Source organism: Myxococcota bacterium, assembly GCA_040387835.1.
GTDB lineage: Bacteria > Myxococcota > UBA727 > UBA727 > JABDBI01 > JAZKCZ01.
The window spans coordinates 405,339-421,962 of record JAZKCZ010000001.1; the positions used below are offsets into that span (position 1 = coordinate 405,339).

General features: G+C 49.2%; 15 protein-coding genes. 10 read left to right on the plus strand and 5 right to left on the minus strand.

What is annotated here, in order from left to right:
• Positions 1–27: 27 nt before the first annotated feature.
• The 6 genes from V4534_02030 (at position 28) to V4534_02055 (ending at position 5,259) form a co-directional block, all read left to right on the plus strand.
• Positions 28–882, plus strand: coding sequence for a PstS family phosphate ABC transporter substrate-binding protein (locus V4534_02030; GenBank protein ID MES2503635.1), 855 nt, complete (start codon positions 28–30; stop codon positions 880–882).
• Positions 851–1,729 carry a phosphate ABC transporter permease subunit PstC gene (gene pstC / locus V4534_02035; GenBank protein MES2503636.1) on the plus strand — a complete coding sequence of 293 codons (879 nt, stop codon included), beginning with the start codon at positions 851–853 and terminating at the stop codon, positions 1,727–1,729. Before V4534_02030 ends, pstC begins: the two co-directional genes overlap by 32 nt.
• Complete coding sequence (pstA, locus tag V4534_02040) at positions 1,726–2,553, plus strand: phosphate ABC transporter permease PstA (protein MES2503637.1); 828 nt, start codon at positions 1,726–1,728, stop codon at positions 2,551–2,553. Before pstC ends, pstA begins: the two co-directional genes overlap by 4 nt.
• Positions 2,550–3,314, plus strand: coding sequence for a phosphate ABC transporter ATP-binding protein PstB (gene pstB / locus V4534_02045; GenBank protein ID MES2503638.1), 765 nt, complete (start codon positions 2,550–2,552; stop codon positions 3,312–3,314). The genes pstA and pstB overlap by 4 nt, the downstream gene beginning before the upstream one ends.
• Positions 3,311–3,988, plus strand: coding sequence for a phosphate signaling complex protein PhoU (phoU, locus tag V4534_02050; GenBank protein MES2503639.1), 678 nt, complete (start codon positions 3,311–3,313; stop codon positions 3,986–3,988). The genes pstB and phoU overlap by 4 nt, the downstream gene beginning before the upstream one ends.
• Positions 3,989–4,338: 350 nt before the next feature.
• Positions 4,339–5,259, plus strand: a complete 921-nt coding sequence (locus tag V4534_02055; protein MES2503640.1) for a hypothetical protein — start codon at positions 4,339–4,341, stop codon at positions 5,257–5,259.
• 19 nt (positions 5,260–5,278) lie between these two features.
• Here V4534_02055 and V4534_02060 read toward each other — a convergent pair whose 3' ends face one another.
• A complete protein-coding gene (locus V4534_02060; GenBank protein ID MES2503641.1) occupies positions 5,279–6,232 on the minus strand; it encodes a hypothetical protein in 954 nt (317 codons plus the stop codon).
• Positions 6,233–6,321: 89 nt separating this feature from the next.
• On the opposite strand from V4534_02060, the gene V4534_02065 reads away from it, so the two are divergent.
• Positions 6,322–7,485: an acetyl-CoA C-acyltransferase gene (locus V4534_02065; protein MES2503642.1), complete on the plus strand. Its 1,164-nt coding sequence runs from the start codon at positions 6,322–6,324 to the stop codon at positions 7,483–7,485.
• A complete protein-coding gene (locus V4534_02070; GenBank protein ID MES2503643.1) occupies positions 7,482–8,066 on the plus strand; it encodes a FliG C-terminal domain-containing protein in 585 nt (194 codons plus the stop codon). Before V4534_02065 ends, V4534_02070 begins: the two co-directional genes overlap by 4 nt.
• Here V4534_02070 and V4534_02075 read toward each other — a convergent pair.
• From V4534_02075 to mnmG, 3 genes are read right to left on the minus strand one after another with little or no spacing between them, the layout of a single operon-like run.
• Positions 8,047–8,673, minus strand: coding sequence for an L-threonylcarbamoyladenylate synthase (locus V4534_02075; protein ID MES2503644.1), 627 nt, complete (start codon positions 8,671–8,673; stop codon positions 8,047–8,049). The two genes, V4534_02070 and V4534_02075, sit on opposite strands and share 20 nt — an antisense overlap.
• A 12-nt stretch (positions 8,674–8,685) precedes the next feature.
• Positions 8,686–9,990 carry a tRNA uridine-5-carboxymethylaminomethyl(34) synthesis GTPase MnmE gene (gene mnmE, locus V4534_02080; protein MES2503645.1) on the minus strand — a complete coding sequence of 435 codons (1,305 nt, stop codon included), beginning with the start codon at positions 9,988–9,990 and terminating at the stop codon, positions 8,686–8,688.
• On the minus strand, positions 9,983–11,716 hold the full coding sequence (mnmG, locus tag V4534_02085; protein ID MES2503646.1) for a tRNA uridine-5-carboxymethylaminomethyl(34) synthesis enzyme MnmG: 1,734 nt from the start codon (positions 11,714–11,716) through the stop codon (positions 9,983–9,985). The genes mnmE and mnmG overlap by 8 nt, the downstream gene beginning before the upstream one ends.
• Positions 11,717–11,787: 71 nt before the next feature.
• On the opposite strand from mnmG, the gene V4534_02090 reads away from it, so the two are divergent.
• Positions 11,788–12,369: an outer membrane beta-barrel protein gene (locus V4534_02090; GenBank protein ID MES2503647.1), complete on the plus strand. Its 582-nt coding sequence runs from the start codon at positions 11,788–11,790 to the stop codon at positions 12,367–12,369.
• Positions 12,370–12,375: 6 nt separating this feature from the next.
• Positions 12,376–14,574, plus strand: a complete 2,199-nt coding sequence (locus V4534_02095; protein MES2503648.1) for a serine protein kinase PrkA — start codon at positions 12,376–12,378, stop codon at positions 14,572–14,574.
• Here V4534_02095 and V4534_02100 read toward each other — a convergent pair.
• Positions 14,571–16,622 (minus strand): hypothetical protein, encoded by a 2,052-nt coding sequence (locus tag V4534_02100; protein MES2503649.1) that lies wholly within the window; start codon positions 16,620–16,622, stop codon positions 14,571–14,573. The genes V4534_02095 and V4534_02100 overlap by 4 nt on opposite strands.
• Positions 16,623–16,624 lie beyond the last annotated feature (2 nt).

The window sequence follows — 16,624 nt, forward strand, 5'->3', positions numbered from 1 at the left end:
TTATCTTGGCCTGAGGATAGAGGAAACATGCGGCAAATCATGGGCCTGGGAGCGATCTTGCTTCTAGCTGGGTGTTATTCTTCTGAAAAATCGATCCAAATAGACGGATCTAGTACTGTTTTTCCAATTTCGGAGGCGGTCGCTGAAGAATTTCAGAAAATCGATAAAGCCAAAGTCACCATCGGGGTGTCTGGAACAGGCGGAGGCTTCAAGAAGTTTTGCGCAGGCAAATTAGCCATTGCCATGGCCTCTCGGCTGATTTCGGTCTCCGAGAAGGCACATTGCTTAGAGCAAGGCATTCGATATCGGGAACTGAAGATTGCCATGGATGGCATTGTCATTGCCGTTCATCCTAAAAATAGCTGGATTTCGGCCATTAGCTTGGATGAGCTGAAGGCGTTATGGGAACCGGAGGCTGAGTACAAAGTAACTAAATGGCAGCAAATCAACCCCTCTTGGCCAGCAAAACCTGTGCATTTGTTTGCTCCGGGTGTGGATTCTGGGACCTATGACCACTTTACCAAGGTGGTTGTTGGCAAGGAGCATGCGTCCAGGGGGGATATAACTTCAAGCGAGGATGACAACGTGTTGGTACAAGGCATTTCTACCGATCCGCTAGCCTTGGGATTTATGGGATTTGGATATTATTTGGAAAATAAGGACAAATTGAAGGCCCTATCCGTCAACGGGGTGATGCCAACCTATGAGTCAATCCTTAATAAGACCTATGTGCCTTTATCAAGACCCCTGTTTCTGTACGTGGCTGAAAGGGAGTTTGCCAACCCTAAAGTGCTTCGACTGATCAAATTCTACTTAAATGACAGCGATGGTTTAATCAAAGAGGTAGGTTATGTTCCACTGCCACAAAAAACTATGCTGTGAAAATTTCTTCTTGGCCTTCTTGATGGCATCTGCGCTAATTAGCGTGGGCATTACGCTTGGCGTTTTGGTGGTCTTATTCACTGAGACGTTTATCTTTTTTGAGCAAGTATCTTGGCGAGATTTTTTGTTCGATACGAAGTGGACGCCGCTTTTTGCCAGCAAGCATTTTGGCATTTGGCCGCTGCTAGCAGGCACTTTTCTCACTTCGGCTATTGCGATGGCGGTGGCATTGCCTTTTGGTATTTTGGCGGCCGTTTATTTAAGTGAATTTGCCACCAGCAAGACCCGGCGTATTTTAAAGCCGCTTTTGGAAATTCTTTCTGGGGTGCCAACGGTCGTTTATGGGTACTTCGCGTTGGTATTTTTAACGCCTCTGCTGCAGCAGTTCGTGCCGGGATTGTCCGGATTTAACGCTTTAAGCCCTGGGCTTATCATGGGGATGATGATTATCCCTTTAGTATGCTCTTTAAGCGAAGATGCTCTCTATGCCGTGCCAATGCATCTGCGAGAAGCTGCCTACGCGTTAGGAGCGGGTAAAGTGACAACAATTTGCAGGGTGGTAATTCCGGCGGCTTATTCGGGGATTAAGGCTTCGGTTGTATTGGCGATTTCTAGAGCCATCGGGGAAACCATGATTGTAACACTGGCAGCAGGTCAACAGCCGCAGCTGACGTTGGATCCGCGTGTGCCCATAGAAACCATGACGGCTTATATTGTCCAGGTGAGTATGGGCGATACGCCCAGGGGTACGATTGAATATCAAAGTATTTTCGTTGTGGGGGCCACGCTTTTTGCCATTACCTTTATAATTAACTACCTGTTGGGCGCTAAGCGGAGAACATCGTGAGAGCGCAAACGATATTTCGTTGGGTATGCCTGAGTGCCCTTTTGCTGCCGCTGGTGGTTTTGCTGCTTTTACTTGCTCAGTTGCTCTTTCAAGGGAGCGGCAGACTTGGTTTAGATTTTGTGACCAGCTTTCCCTCGCGCAAGGCTGAGCTGGCAGGCATCTATCCAGCGCTGGTAGGCAGCGTGATGCTGATGGCTATTGCAACTGCGGTGGCGATTCCGTTGGGCATCGGTGCAGCCATCTATTTGGAGGAGTACGCAAGCCATAATCTTTTTGCCCGCATGGTTGAGCTCAATGTGAGTAACTTGGCAGGCATTCCGTCGGTTATTTATGGACTTTTAGGACTCGAGTTATTCGTCCGGTTGATGGGCCTCAAACAAAGCCTGCTCGCTGGCGCGCTCACGCTTGCTCTACTCATGCTGCCGATTATTATCACCGCGTGTCGGGAAGCTTTGAAAACGGTGCCAAGATCTTATCAGGAGGCTTGTTACGCCTTAGGCAGCACAAAATTTGTAGCCATTATTAAAGTAATTATCCCGTTGGCGATGCCAGGCATATTAACCGGATCAATCTTAGCGATTTCCAGAGCCATCGGGGAAACGGCGCCTCTCATCGTTTTGGGTGCAGCCACTTATATTGCCTTCGTTCCGGATGGATTGGATTCGGAATTTACCGCCTTGCCCATTCAAATATTTAACTGGGTATCGAGGCCGCAAAAAGCCTTTTGGAATGATGCGGCCGCTGGGATCATTGTACTGTTGCTAACTTTATTGATTTTAAACCTTTTGGCCATTTTCCTCAGAAACCGGTTCGAGCGCCGATGATGCAAGTAAAACAATTTGAAGTTCAAAAGTTATCTGCTTGGTTCAACGATACCAGGGTCTTGAACGAAATTTCGCTCGATATCTGTGCGCGGCAAGTAACGGCCGTGATTGGCCCATCAGGCTGCGGCAAATCAACCTTCGTTCGCTGCTTGAACCGCATGCATGAGCTATCCGAAGGTGCCAAACTCGAGGGCAGCATCTTTTTAGACGGCCAAGATATCCATGACGACCGCATCGATCCAGTGCTATTAAGACGCCGCGTCGGCATGGTCTTTCAAAAGCCAAACCCTTTCCCTCATTGGTCTATCTTAGACAACGCGCTGAGCGGGCTCAAACTGACCCAACGCTTAAACCGCTCCAAAGCCATGGAAATCGCCGAATCTGCATTGACCAAAGCCGCTCTATGGGACGAAGTCAAAGACAGACTCTCCAAACCCGGTATCAGCCTTTCTGGTGGCCAACAACAGCGTCTGTGCATTGCCAGAGCCTTGGCGGTTGAGCCAGAGGTGATTCTAATGGACGAGCCCTGCTCTGCCTTAGATCCCATTGCCACGGCCAGAATCGAAGACTTGATACATGAACTCAAGAAAAATTATACCATTGTGATTGTGACGCATAGCATGCAGCAAGCCGCCAGAGTCTCGGACCAAACGGCATTTTTCTTGAGCGGTGTTTTGGTTGAATACGCAGACACTCGCCAACTGTTCACTTCGCCCAAAGACAATCGAACGGAAGATTACATTACAGGTAAATTCGGATGAGCAAACTCCACACTGACCGCGGCTACGAAAACGAATTAATCGACCTCAAATCAAGGCTTGCCGCCATGGCCTACGATGTTCAAAAGATGATCCAAAAATCGATACTCTCTTTGGAAACTAAGGACACGAAGCTGGCCGAAGAAGTCATCCTGAAAGACCATGAAATCAACCGTGAAGAAATCGAAATCGACGAGCTATGCCTGTTCCTCCTAGCCAGACGTCAGCCCCTAGGTATGGATCTAAGATTCGTAACCATTCTGCTCAAAATGGTAACCGACCTAGAGCGCATCGGAGATTTAGCCGCGAGCATTGCTAATAAAACACTGAAGCTACAAAAGATGCCGAGCATTGACATGCCGCCCTTAATCTTCGATTTGGCCAAAGGCGTCCAAAAAATGCTGCAACTAGCCATCGAAGCTTTCTTGGATGGCGATGCTGTCAAAGCATCAAGCATTCTGAAAAAAGACGACGACATAGACGAGCTCTACCATCAGGTGTTTAGAGCCCTATTAAAAGATATGGCCAAGAACGAAAATCTGATTGAGCCGCTAGTACAAGTGCAATCAATAGCCAAATGGTTAGAGCGCATTGGTGACCACTGCACAAACTTGGCCGAATTCGTAGTGTTCATGGTAAGCGGCGAAAACATCCGGCACCTAGCGAAACTAAAATAACCAAGACCGTCGTCATTGCGAGGAGCGCAGCGACGTGGCAATCCATCCCCCACCCGCCGCATCGCGTCCGCCCGGGCAAGAACGTCCGCCTCCGGCGTACAAAGCCCGGGCTGTCTGCGCTTGTGCGCCAAAATGGCGCGTGGAATCAACGGCCTCCCCTTTGTCATCCCGGGGTGACATGGTTTCTCGGCCCGAAGGGCAGATAATACCCAGCAGCCCAGGTCAGAGTGAGCGTAGTGAACGTCGGCCTGGGTAGGCACGTCTCCCCACCAATTGAGCCCTGAAGGGGCGCCCCAGCTCCGCGTCCGACCCGTTGACCGATCCTCTTATTTAATACATATTATCGGCCAATGTTAACACTTCGTATAGTATTTATAACTGCATTTGCGTTAATCTCTGGCTGCGGTGGGCAAGATCCCGGAACGCCTTTTGAAATCGGGCAACCATACGTTCGTGCTGTGTTTGAAGACAACAGCTCTGGAAGGCTAAAGATGTCCGCTAAAACTTTCGTGCCCCTAAGTGGCGAAGGACCCAAAGTCACCCTGATGGGAATGATCCATATTGGTGAGTCCGATTTCTATAAAAATGTTCAAGACAAGATCGATGGCGCCGATTTGGTCCTATTTGAAAGTATCGGAAATCCTTATGGTGATTCTTATAGCGCAACTGCGTTCTTTGCGCCCGCATGTAGAACGCTATTTGGGATGACCGATTATACTACAACGGCTAGCGCTCTCAGGCTGTCAAACCAATATTTACAATACCCTCATGAGAGATCCATATGGGCTGATTTGAGTTTAGAGGGTTTCTTAGACCAGTTCTTACGAACAGAATTTGCTAATGGGCTGCGCCGTGAACTACCGAACGGCATTTGGGATTCTAAATGTTATCAACTTCTATGGTTAATTAATAAAGGAATTAAGGCACAGCCAGACCACGAGTTTAAAGATATCGATTTTTTAGCCGATCCATCTATCGTTGCCTCGAAACTTCGAAATATAACTCTATCTGAACTCACGCGAAGAGCCATCGCTGAGGGCGTAGCAACTCTAAGCGAACGTTCGGAGTATTTTCCCGGCTTTAGAGAAGTATTAATTGAACGCCGCAATGACGTGGTGCTACACAGATTAAGAGACCACTTAAATTTTGGTGGCGGTGAAATCCTGATCGTATACGGAGCCGCTCACATGCCCGACATTGAAGCGCGCTTTACGAAGCAATTTAACTACGTGCCCGATAGAGAACGTCTATTAACCGCATTTGAGTTTTAAGAGCCCGTCTTAGACCAATCTATCGTCTTCCAGAATTAGTCCCTGCCCCTTGTGAGCCGGACTGACCGACTACTGTACGATTTCGTCGTTCCTCAGCCTTCAAAGCAGCAATTTGCTGTTTACAGTTGGCTATCTGTTTCTGCAAATTAGGATCATTTTGCCCTTGCGGCGTGCTAGCCATTGCCTCTAAGCGGTCTAGAATATTCGTTAATCGATCGAGCCTCACAGCAATGGGAGCTGGAGGTGAATTTTGGATAGCGCTCAATATCGCCTGGGCGTTTTGTGTAATCACAGGCAACATGCGGCGTATGGAATCTGCCGTTTTAGCCTCTTGAAGCGTCGTTTCAGCTTTTTTAACACGCTGTTCTGCATTCTGTGCAACTTGCTCCCACTCGGGGTCGCCCTGGTGCTGTGCCGCATCGCTTATCTGGCGGGCAGCATTGTTCTTTTGATACAAAACTTCCAACAGGGCTTTATCTGAATCTGAAAGACCTTTAGTTAACTCAGCCAGGTCCTTCTCATTCGGTTTCATAATAAGCGCGCCCAAGCTCTCTTCTTTAACTTCCGCCATACTTTCTTTACCGGTCAAAGCTTGCATGCTTTCTTTCGACTTCAGGTATCGGGCATTTAATGCTTCAGGAATCTGCTCGCCGTACTGCTTTTGAATTGCCGCGTGTGCCGCCTCTAGATTTTGTGCATGTTTGTCGATTTGAAAAGTTAAGCCAGCTTCATCAGGCGACCTTGCCTTAAGGGACAACAACTTATTTGTTCTACCTTCAAGTTTATCCAAAAGCGCGATCTGCGAGGCCAAAGTTTCAGGCACCTTCGTCACTTCAGTTCGGCTTGGGGGGTCCATTCCCAAGACATTTAACCCTTTTGGTGAATCATCCTTTGGTTCACCCATTTTCGGCGCATCATCTGGTGCGTTAACCTGGCGGTGAATGGACGCATTAGGCAGTTCAAATTCTGGCATGCATTGCTCCTATTTATATATAATATCATTCTCAAGTTCTGATTTTCAAGTTCATTTACTTTTCCCTAAAATCATTTATAAATAGCCCCATGCTTCACGACGTAGTCATTCTTTCTCGCGCTCGGACGCCTATTGGTAGTTTCAATGGCGGCTTGAGCCGGTTTTCGGCGCCCGAGTTAGGGGCCGCGGCTTTGAAGGTGGCGGTTGAACGGGCGGGTCTAAGTGGAAATGATATCGGCGAAGTCTTGATGGGTCAGGTGCTAACGGCTGGTGTTGGGCAGGCGCCGGCTCGGCAGGCGGCTTTGCGGGCGGAGATTCCTGCCTCGGTTCCCTGTACGACTGTTAATAAGGTCTGTGGTTCGGGGCTTAAAGCAGTCATGTTGGGTGCGCAGGCGATTTTATTGGGAGAGGCGCAAATTGTGGCGGCAGGGGGCATGGAGTCTATGACTCAGGCGCCTTATCTTTTACCTAAGGCCAGGTTTGGATATCGACTTGGCAGCGGGCAGGTTTTGGATGCCATCTTACAAGATGGCTTGTCGGATCCTTATACGCAGGCTCATATGGGAACTTTTGGGGACCAATGCGCGGCTGAATTCGCATTCTCGCGCGCGGACCAAGATGATTTTGCAAAGATTTCTTATGAAAGAGCTTTGAATGCTCATAAGAATGGCTATTTCAAGAACGAACTTGCTTTCATTGGTATCGAAGAAGATGAAGAGCCCAAGAATTACAAGCCGGAAAAGATGCCAGTATTAAAGCCCGCTTTCGGACCAAGCGGCACGGTTACGGTCGCAAACGCTTCAAAAATAAACGATGGTGCGGCAGCGTTGGTGCTTGCTAGCGGCACAGAAGCTCAAAAGCGTGGTTTAAAGCCCCTGGCTAAGATTATTGGCACAGGCACTTTCGCGCAGGAGCCAGCTAGATTTACAACCGCACCGATTGGGGCGATTCAAAAGGCCGTTCAAAATGCCGGCATATTGCTGAGCGATATTGAATATTTTGAGATTAACGAAGCGTTTTCAACTGTCACCATGGCCTGCACTAAAGAATTGAATCTTAGCGCAGAGCGAGTCAATGTTTGGGGCGGCGCGGTGGCTTTGGGGCATCCTATTGGGAGCTCTGGGGCACGAATTTTATGTACTTTGATTTCTGTTTTGCAGCACCATCAGGCAAAATATGGCTGTGCGGCCATTTGCTTAGGCGGTGGTGAAGCGGTCGCGGTTATTGTTGAGAATATGCTGTTATCAAAATGAGTCAGACCCTTTTACACGACCAGTCTTTCGAAATTGTTGAGCCGCCTCAGGCGGTGGCGATACCTATGGTTCACCCTCAGATTGATCAAGATTTGACCTGGTGGATTGCAGGCGGCGCGGCTGGTTTTTTTGTATTGCTGGCGCTTTTGCTAATGCTGCGGCCTAAAAAGCGCCCAAAAAAGCCCGCTCCAGTTAAGCAGGCCGATATACTGCCGCTGCCTAAGGCGCCGGAGCCAATGCCAATTACCGCCATGCCAAGACCGCCAGTGGTTAAAAAGCCGAATTCGAAAGTTCAGTCTTTGTTAGATAAATACGATTTTAATTTGGCAAATATCGAAAGTCTGGCGCCGCAGCAGATTGTTAATGCGGCCAAAGAAGTCACCGCGGAACGCCTCGCGCTAGCGCTGCTGGGCTGCACGCCTGAAATTGCCGACGGCATTTTAAACGCCTTTGAACTATCTGAGCGTGAACTCATCAAAAATCAGATGGCGGAGCTTTCTGAAGCGCCGGTACAGAAAGTGATCGAGGCGAAGAAGGATTTGCTCGCAAGGCTTAAGAAACTTAAACCGCAATCCAGCTAACATCGCCTGCGCCTTCTCTGATTACCACAGGATACGGACCGCTGAGGTCAACCACCGAAGAGTCAGAGCCATCTAAAATACCGGCATCCAAAATCAAATCCAAATCGTAGCCCATGTGCTCCACGATTTCTTGCGCACCAAAGAGCGTGCGTTCACCGACTTTGGCGCTACTGGAAACAATCGGCTTTTTATACGTTCTTGCCAAAGCCAAAGTCACTGGGTGATTGGGAACACGGATGCCGACGGTGTTACGCTTACTTTGAAATATGCGTGGCACTTCAGGCGTCGCTCTCAAAATAAATGTGTAGGGGCCAGGCAAGTAGCGCTTCATAATGCGATAAGCATCGCTTTCAATCAGCGCATATCTAGCGATATCTGACAGGTCAGGCACCACAAATGACAACAAGTGTTCAGGATCGATGGCACGAAGTTTATAAATGCGGTCGATGGCCTTCTTATCTAGGATACCGCAGCCTATTCCGTAGTTGGTATCGGTGGGATAAGCGATCACGCCTCCGCGCTCCAAAGTCGCGACAGCGTGAGCAATCATGCGTGGTTCGGGAAATTCAGAGTCTATCCTGAGCCGTAGATAAGAACTATGGGCCATGGCCGCAGTGTACTACTTTCCAATGCAAAATCGACTAAAAATTAAATCTAAGACGTCTTCATTCAGGCTTTTGCCCAGCAAACGGTCCAAAGCCTGCCCTGCACCACGTAATTCGAAGGCAACGATTTCATCAGGTTCAGCCCGGTTTAAAGCATAGAGCGCTTCCATCAAAAACTCTTTGGCCTTTTGCACTTCGTCTTTTTGCCGAATCTTGGTGAGCATGGTCTCGTTGAGATCTGTGCCAGAGCCTACCAACAGCTCCGCCAGCCGGGTTTTTAATTCGCTTAGGCCATCGCCTGTCTTGGCTGAGATGCTCAAAGTGCTAACGGAAGCGGTTACCTGATCAGCTTTGGTTGAGACTTTTAAGATCGGCGTGGCAATGCCTGCCGGGATAATATCAGCTTCTTGACCCGGTTCTTCAAGCCATAAAATTAAGTCGGCGCGCTCTAACTCACGTTTCGCTTTTTCAATGCCGAGGCGCTCGACTGGATCTAAATCCGCGGCTTCTCGAATGCCGGCAACGTCCACCAATGTGACTGGTATGCCACCTAAAACCCAGGCGGCTTCTATAACATCGCGAGTGGTACCCGGCATATCGTGCACCAAGGCTTTATCTTCGCCCAGGAGGGCATTTAGCAGTGTGGATTTGCCCGCATTAGGAAGACCAACCAAAACAATGCGCGCGCCGTCCATTAAGCGCCTGCCGATTTTAGCGCTGCTGAGCAGCTTTGCTAAAGTTTCAATTGCCCCAGTGAGTGCTTGTTCTAAACGGTCTCTTTGAGCGCTGCCTAAATCTTCGTCGGGGAAATCAAGCCTGGCTTCGATTTCACAAAGAGCATCCACCAAGGTGATGCGGGTGGGCTCTAAGTATTCGGCTAAAGCGCCTTTGAGGTTTTTAAGCGCTGCTTTGGCTGCTTGCTCTGAACGTGCGTGGATTAAGTCAGCGATGGCTTCGGCTTCGCATAAGTCGATTTTGCCAGACAAAAACGCTCGGAGGCTGAACTCACCAGGGTTTGCCGTTCGAACGCCTAGGCGTCTGAGTTGCTCTAAAACTTGCTGGATGACCACAGGGCTTCCGTGGAGCGTGTATTCCACGCAGGGCTCCCCGGTGAAGCTTTTGCCCTCTGGAAAAGTTATGCAAATGCCGTCGTCTAAATCGGCGACATCGCCCCTGGTGGCGACAAAATGCTTTTGGGGGGCAGATTTGGGCTTGAATAGACGAGCATTAATATTGAGCGCTTCGGGGCCGCTCATTCGAATAATCGCTAGGGCGCTTTGGCCTGGTGGCGTTGCCAATGCGCAAATGGTGTCACGCATGGAGATCCTGGGCAGCAGCATAGGCTGCTCGTTTGATGGCAACCAAGATAAGACTTTGCGCGGCTGGGGTAATGCCGCTGATGCGGGAGGCATGACCTAAGGTGCGCGGCCTATGGGTTTTTAGCTTCTCGAATACCTCGTTGCTGATGCCAGCGATTTGTTGTTCGAACACGTGTTCGGGGATTAAATGACTTTCCAGATCAATTTGTTGTTTCAGCTCTCGCTCTAGTCTTGCCACGTAGCCAGCATATTTTTGTTCGATTTCAGCTCGGCGGCGCACGCGTGGGTTGGCATTTTCTTGAGCTTTCTGGTCTGCGGCGGCAGCTTCGAAGGCTTGCATTGCTTGGTGTCTTTCGCTGGATAAAAGGCCAGTTCTAGCGCCGACATCCATTAGCCGCGCGTACACGTTGTCTTCTCTTAGGGCTAAACGATGCTCAGCGCGAGAGGTGAACATGCGATAGGGCTCTTCGGTGCCTAGTGTGATTAAATCGTCTATGAGCACGCCGGCGTAGGCTTGATGGCGGCCGAGGATGACCGGCTCTTGCTCTTTCAGGGCCTTCGCTGCGTTTAAGCCAGCGATGAGGCCTTGAACGGCGGCTTCTTCATAGCCGGTGGTGCCGTTAATTTGGCCAGCACAATAGAGGCCCTTGATGTTTTTGGTTTCTAAGGTGTGGTGCAGTTGCGTCGGTTTGACAAAGTCGTATTCGACCGCATAACCCCACCTGGTGACTTCGACTTGCGACAAGCCTTTCATGCTGCGCAAGAAATCTAGTTGAACGGCGGGAGGCAGCGAAGTTGATAGGCCGTTTGGGTAAACTTCATAGGTATCTAGACCTTGAGGTTCTAGAAAGATTAGGTGCGACTCTTTCTGCGCAAAGCGAACCACTTTGTCTTCGATGCTCGGGCAATATCTGGGTCCGGCGCCCCCGATTTGGCCGTTATAAAGAGGTGCTCTGCCGGAGTTAATGGCATCGGTAATAACCCCATGAGTCTCAGCGTTTGTGTAAGTGATGTGGCAGGAAATCTGCGGCAAAACAGGCGCTTCACTTTCGAAAGAAAACATCGGCGCAGGTGCATCGGGTGCTTGTTCTTCTAACAATGAGTAGTCGATGGTGCGGCTGTCGATACGAGGACAGGTACCGGTTTTCAAACGGCCTAACTCTAAACCTAAGTTGGCTAGAGAGGCAGATAGGCCTGAGGTGGGTGCTTCCCCTGCTCTACCGCCGGGCATCATGGCGTGGCCGAGGTGCAACTGGCCGCCCATGAACGTTCCGGTGGTGATAATAACGGTTCGTGCGTGGATTTGCCCGGAGTGCTTGGTGGACACGCCGGTGATTTTGTTGCCTTCAGACATGAGGCCCACCACGTCATCTTGACGTAGGTGCAAATTGGGCGTGGCAAAGATGCGTTCGGTCATGCGGCGGCGGTAGCGCTCCATGTCGCTTTGACACCGGGTGGCTTGAACCGCTGGACCTCTGGATGCGTTGAGTGTTCTGAAATGAATGCCGGTCAGATCGGCGATTTTTGCCATCTCACCACCGAGTGCGTCTATCTCTTTGACCAAGTGGCCTTTGCCGACGCCGCCAATGGCAGGGTTACAACTCATGGCCGCCATGCGGTCGAGTGACCCCGTAATGAGCAAGGTTTTTAAACCCAAACGCGCTGTGCATAAGGCGGCCTCGCAGCCAGCATGGCCACCGCCTACCACTAAAACATCGAAAAGCATGTGTATTTTTTATCAAATAGCTTGATTTCATCAAGTGGGTGGGGGTAATTGCCTGAGGAAGAGGTTTTTAGATGAAAAAGCATTTTCTCTTCGCGTGTTTATTCGCCTGCATAGGCCATGCGCAGTACTTCAATAATAACGCGTTTCAGCTCAGCGTGGGTTGGATGGGCATGGATTCGACCGCAAGTTTTATGACCCCTACCAATGCGACCAACCCTTGGCCGACATCCGACCAACTCCAGATTGGGCTCGGTTATCAATACGCTTTGTCCGGTTATAATCTCTGGTGGGTGACTCAAAGTGAGCTGGCTTTAGGCTACGCAAAAAACTATGGCCTTTCGGACTCACAGATTTTGACTGGGATTACCGCATTTACGGGCCTACGATATAATTTTGCCACTTTAGCTTGGCGGCCATTTGTTATGGGCGGCGTTGGTTTGTTAACGCTTTTTACCGACCCTAACAGCGTGACGTCCACCAATGGGACCACCTCGAGATCTTGGATGACCTTTCAAGTGGGGCCAGGCATCGAGTGGATTTTTACTGACGAAATGAGCTTTCAGCTAGAAACCGGTGGGCTGGCATTTTTGGATTTTCAGCGTGCCGCAAGATTTTCTTACGTGGCCCGGCTATCTTACCTAATCTATTTCTAGGAGCCTATGGAACGCTGGATTGAAGAAAGCAAAGATGAATTCAAACAGCATCGGATGATTCTGTCATTCGATGATTATTTGGCTGAACTCAAAAAGTATCCAAGGCGGCATTTGCGAAATGCTGCTCAGTATTTTTTAGACGTCATTGATCACTTTGGTTCATACGAAGTTTATCCTTCTACCGGCGCGCTAAAACGTTACAAAGTTTTTGATGCGGAGTTCAATCAGCACGAAGGCCAAGTTTTAGGTCAGGAAACCGTCCAAGATGAGCTCGTTCGCTTAATCCGGAACTTTGTAAGAGCCGGCCGCATCGACCGTCTCATCTTGCTGCATGGCCCCAACGGGTCAGCCAAAACCAGTCTAATCCAAGCACTTACTCGCGGCGCTGAGTATTTTAGTCACCAAGATGACGGCGCGTTGTATCGCTTTAATTGGGTTTTTCCGCCAAAAACAACTGTCCAAGGCGGTATCGGCTTTTTTTCTGCGGGCGGCAGTGAATCGAGCTCTTATGCCTATCTAGACAGCACGCAAATGGAATCAAAAATCCTTTGCGAGTACAAAGACCATCCTATCTTACTGCTGCCGTTGGAACTTAGAAGCAAACTATTTGAAGAGCTTGAACTCACCTCCAACGTGGCAGACATTTTTAGGAAAGGCGATTTATCCAGCAAAAACAAGAAAGTCTTTGATGCCCTGCTAGCCAGCTACCAAGGCGATTACAAACAAGTTTACAAACATATCCAAGTTGAAAGGTTTTATCTTTCAAAACGATACCGCAAAGGCATTGGCACCGTTGAGCCTCAAATGGCTGTGGACGCCTACTCGCGTCAAATCACCGCAGACCAGTCCATGGGTCAGCTACCAGCTTCGCTGCAACATATTACGTTATACGAGTCTGCCGGGCCACTGTCTGACGGCAATCGCGGCCTCATCGAATATAATGACCTGCTGAAGCGGCCGATTGAAAGTTGGAAATACTTGCTTGCCGCCACTGAGCAAGCGCAAGCAAGCCTAGACACCATGTCTTTAGCGCTTGATACGCTGATGATTGCCTCTTCCAACGAACTTCACTTGAATGGCTTTAGAGAATACCCCGATTGGCAGTCGTTTAAAGGCAGGTTCGAGTTAATTCGAGTGCCCTATTTGCTCAGATATTCGGACGAGCTAAAAATCTATCAAAGCCAAATCCCCAAAGCACTTCATGGCATTCATATTGCACCGCATGCACTGGAGCTTATTGCGCGCTGGGCTATTTTAACCCGCCTTGAAAGCCCTAAGATGGGCCAGCTTGCAGGAATCCAAGAAGAAATTGTCAAATCGCTAACGCCGCTGGAAAAACTCGAACTGTATGACTCAGGCATTCCATCTGAACGCTTCACCCAAAGAGAATCCAAAGAGCTAAAACAACTCATACCTACGCTGTTTCACCAGTATGCCGATGATTTGGAGTACGAAGGCCGCTATGGCGCTTCGCCTCGTGAAATCCGAATGATTCTGCTGAACTCAGCCCAAGCACCTAATTATGACCATCTGTCACCCATTGCCGTGATAGACGAGCTCAGAGAATTTGTACGCGAAAAAACTTCCTATGAGTTTTTAAGACGAGAACCAGTCGGCGAGTACCGAAACCCAGTGCAATTTGTCGAGCTGGTTCGTGAGCAATATCTTAAGCAATTGGACGAAGAGATTAAGAACTCTCTAGGCTTGGTAGAAGCAGGCTCGCATTTCGAGATGTTCGAGAGATATGTCAGACATGTCTCTGCCTGGACCAAAAAAGAAAAAATGCTGAGCCCCATCACCGGCAAGCTTGCAGATCCAGACGCTGAGCTCATGAACCAAGTCGAGTCTGTGCTACTGGCGCGCGGCGAAAGCGCCGAAGAATTCAGGCAGTCCATGATTACCCGCATCGGCTCCTTCCGACTGGAACATCCTGATCAGCCGGTTGATTATCATACGCTGTTTAGTAACCACTTAAGAAGATTGAAAGAGGACTACTACGGTAAACAAAGTAAGACGGTAAATCACATCCTTACTTGCTATCTGAAGATGGAAGAAGGCGACACCAAGGGAATCAGCGCCAAAGATATCGAACAAGCGCAAGTGCTGAAGAATAACCTGCTTGCCCTGGGATACACCGAATCTTCCGCCCGCCAGGCGGTTGCCTACTCGTTCAACAACTCCCACCCCTTGTCACCCCGGGCTTAGCCCAATTTCGCCAAAGTATCCCGTATATCGTCTCTGATGATTTGCGTTAGCCAAGTAGGATGTTGATGGGCCTTGTGTAATTTGGCGGCTTCCTCCGCGTAATCTTTAAGCAACTCCCTGCCCATGGGTGTTAAATGATACTCGCATAAACCGTAGCTAAAATTGCCCTCTGTCCCCGGCGGCAAAGGTTCAATGCCCAGCATGGACAGCACTTCATCGGTTCGCAAGCGACAATACCAATTCGCGGCAATCCAAGGCATCGCACGTTTCTGCGCTTCAAAAGATAGCAACTTGGTAGCGCCCCGATGCTGGACCGCCTCACGGATTAAGTGGTTTTCTTCCAAGACAAGATGATGGCTTTCTTTAAGCTCTTTCCATTTTGAAAGCAGCGGATGATGCCTTGGCGTATGGGCTGCTGATTTACGCACTAGGTGCGAAGGAAATAGCTTCTGCAATTCGATCTCAGCTTCTTGCACCGGCACATCTTGCTTAACTTCTTCATGGATATCGAGCGGTGACTGCTTTAGGATTTCCAAAGCAGCGCTCATTTTAGACAGCTGTATCTCCATTTCGGTGTGGCGATGAATCACCTCAACCTCATGCTCCAGCCGCTGGCGGTCATGCACCATGGGTATATTTTCTTGAAAGTGCTGAACACAACGAAAACGTTCAGTGGCATTGGGAAGATTGCGCAATTGAATTGGCAGATGCTGAATGCCTTTTTTTACCAGAGTTGTTTGCGCAATGCTTTGAGCTTTACTTCTTAGATACCCTTTGCAGTTAATTAATTCTTCTGGAAGCTGGGCAATCTGCTTTAGCTTATCCTGCAGGCCGTACTGAATTAGCTCATCCTCCATCGAAATCAGTGCCTCTTCGTTCCAGTCTTTCAACAGAACCCGTTCATGACCCTGCGCAACGTCAATTTCTCGCAGCACTTCTTGATAGTGGTGCTGAACGGGAAGTTTTAACTCTTGGTATTCAGTTCCTAACTTGGCCATGATTTCGGCAAAGAGCTTTTCCCTCTCAGGGAGGCTTTGAGCGATTAGCGGAAAAAATGATAACTGCCCAACTAGCTCTCGATACAAAGGCGCAATTTCCTGCTGCCTTTTAATCTTCAGCATGCTCTTTTCGTAAAGTACCGTTGCTTGCATGATAAACTCGGTGCAGAGAGCAGCATCCTTGCCATATTGTAGCGGAATCAAATCCAATATTTGTCCAAAGCAGCCGGAAAGCTCTTCCTGTGTACCTAAATTCAGATGTCGATAGTCGAGCTTTGTAAGTTCTTGGCTTTCGAAAGCCAGGCGTTCGATTTGCAGATACTTTCTATCTATTTGATGTCTCAAATCATATTTCAACTCGTACTTAAACGGCATGAGCTCAAGCCGACCTAAGATGCTTTGATATTGCCATTTACGTTTAGCAAAATCATCCGATTTCAACTTTTCAAACGAAAACGGTGTGATTTGCGTGTCCGTAAAGACTTGCTCCATCTTTTGGCAATAGAGGCGCTCCAGCGAGGCCTTTAAACTCGTTTTGGCCTCAGGCAGAAGGAGCTGGCTTTTATCCAACGCGCGAACAATTTGTTCGTGCGTTTTTTCGCAGCTTTCTAAACTTGTTTCACTTTGTAGCGCGGGGAAAATCTCGCGCTCAAAACGCATGGCCTCCAAAGCAGACTGGGCTTTTACCAGCTCAGCCTGAAGGTGCTCTGAAGTTTCATTGGGCCCAATGCCCGCTTCTGCAAACTTTCGCTCCAGCCTGGCCACGTTTTGCTGAGCTTTCTCGAGGCTTTCCTGAGCCTTTTTAAAATCAGGCCCCCGCACCACGGCAACGGTCTTGGCAAGTTTTGCATAGGCTTTGTGCGCGTCCGTGTAGCCATTCCAGGCATCGAGCGCCTGCGTCCGCTCGGCACGCGCCGAATCCAGCTCAGCATGCGGATGCGCCTTCAAAAACTGAAGCTTTCGCTCCAAATCCTCTGCGAGCAGCGCTTGCTCTTCAATCTCATCAACATGCTTTAAAACTGGCTTCGCACTACATAAGTCAACGGGCATAT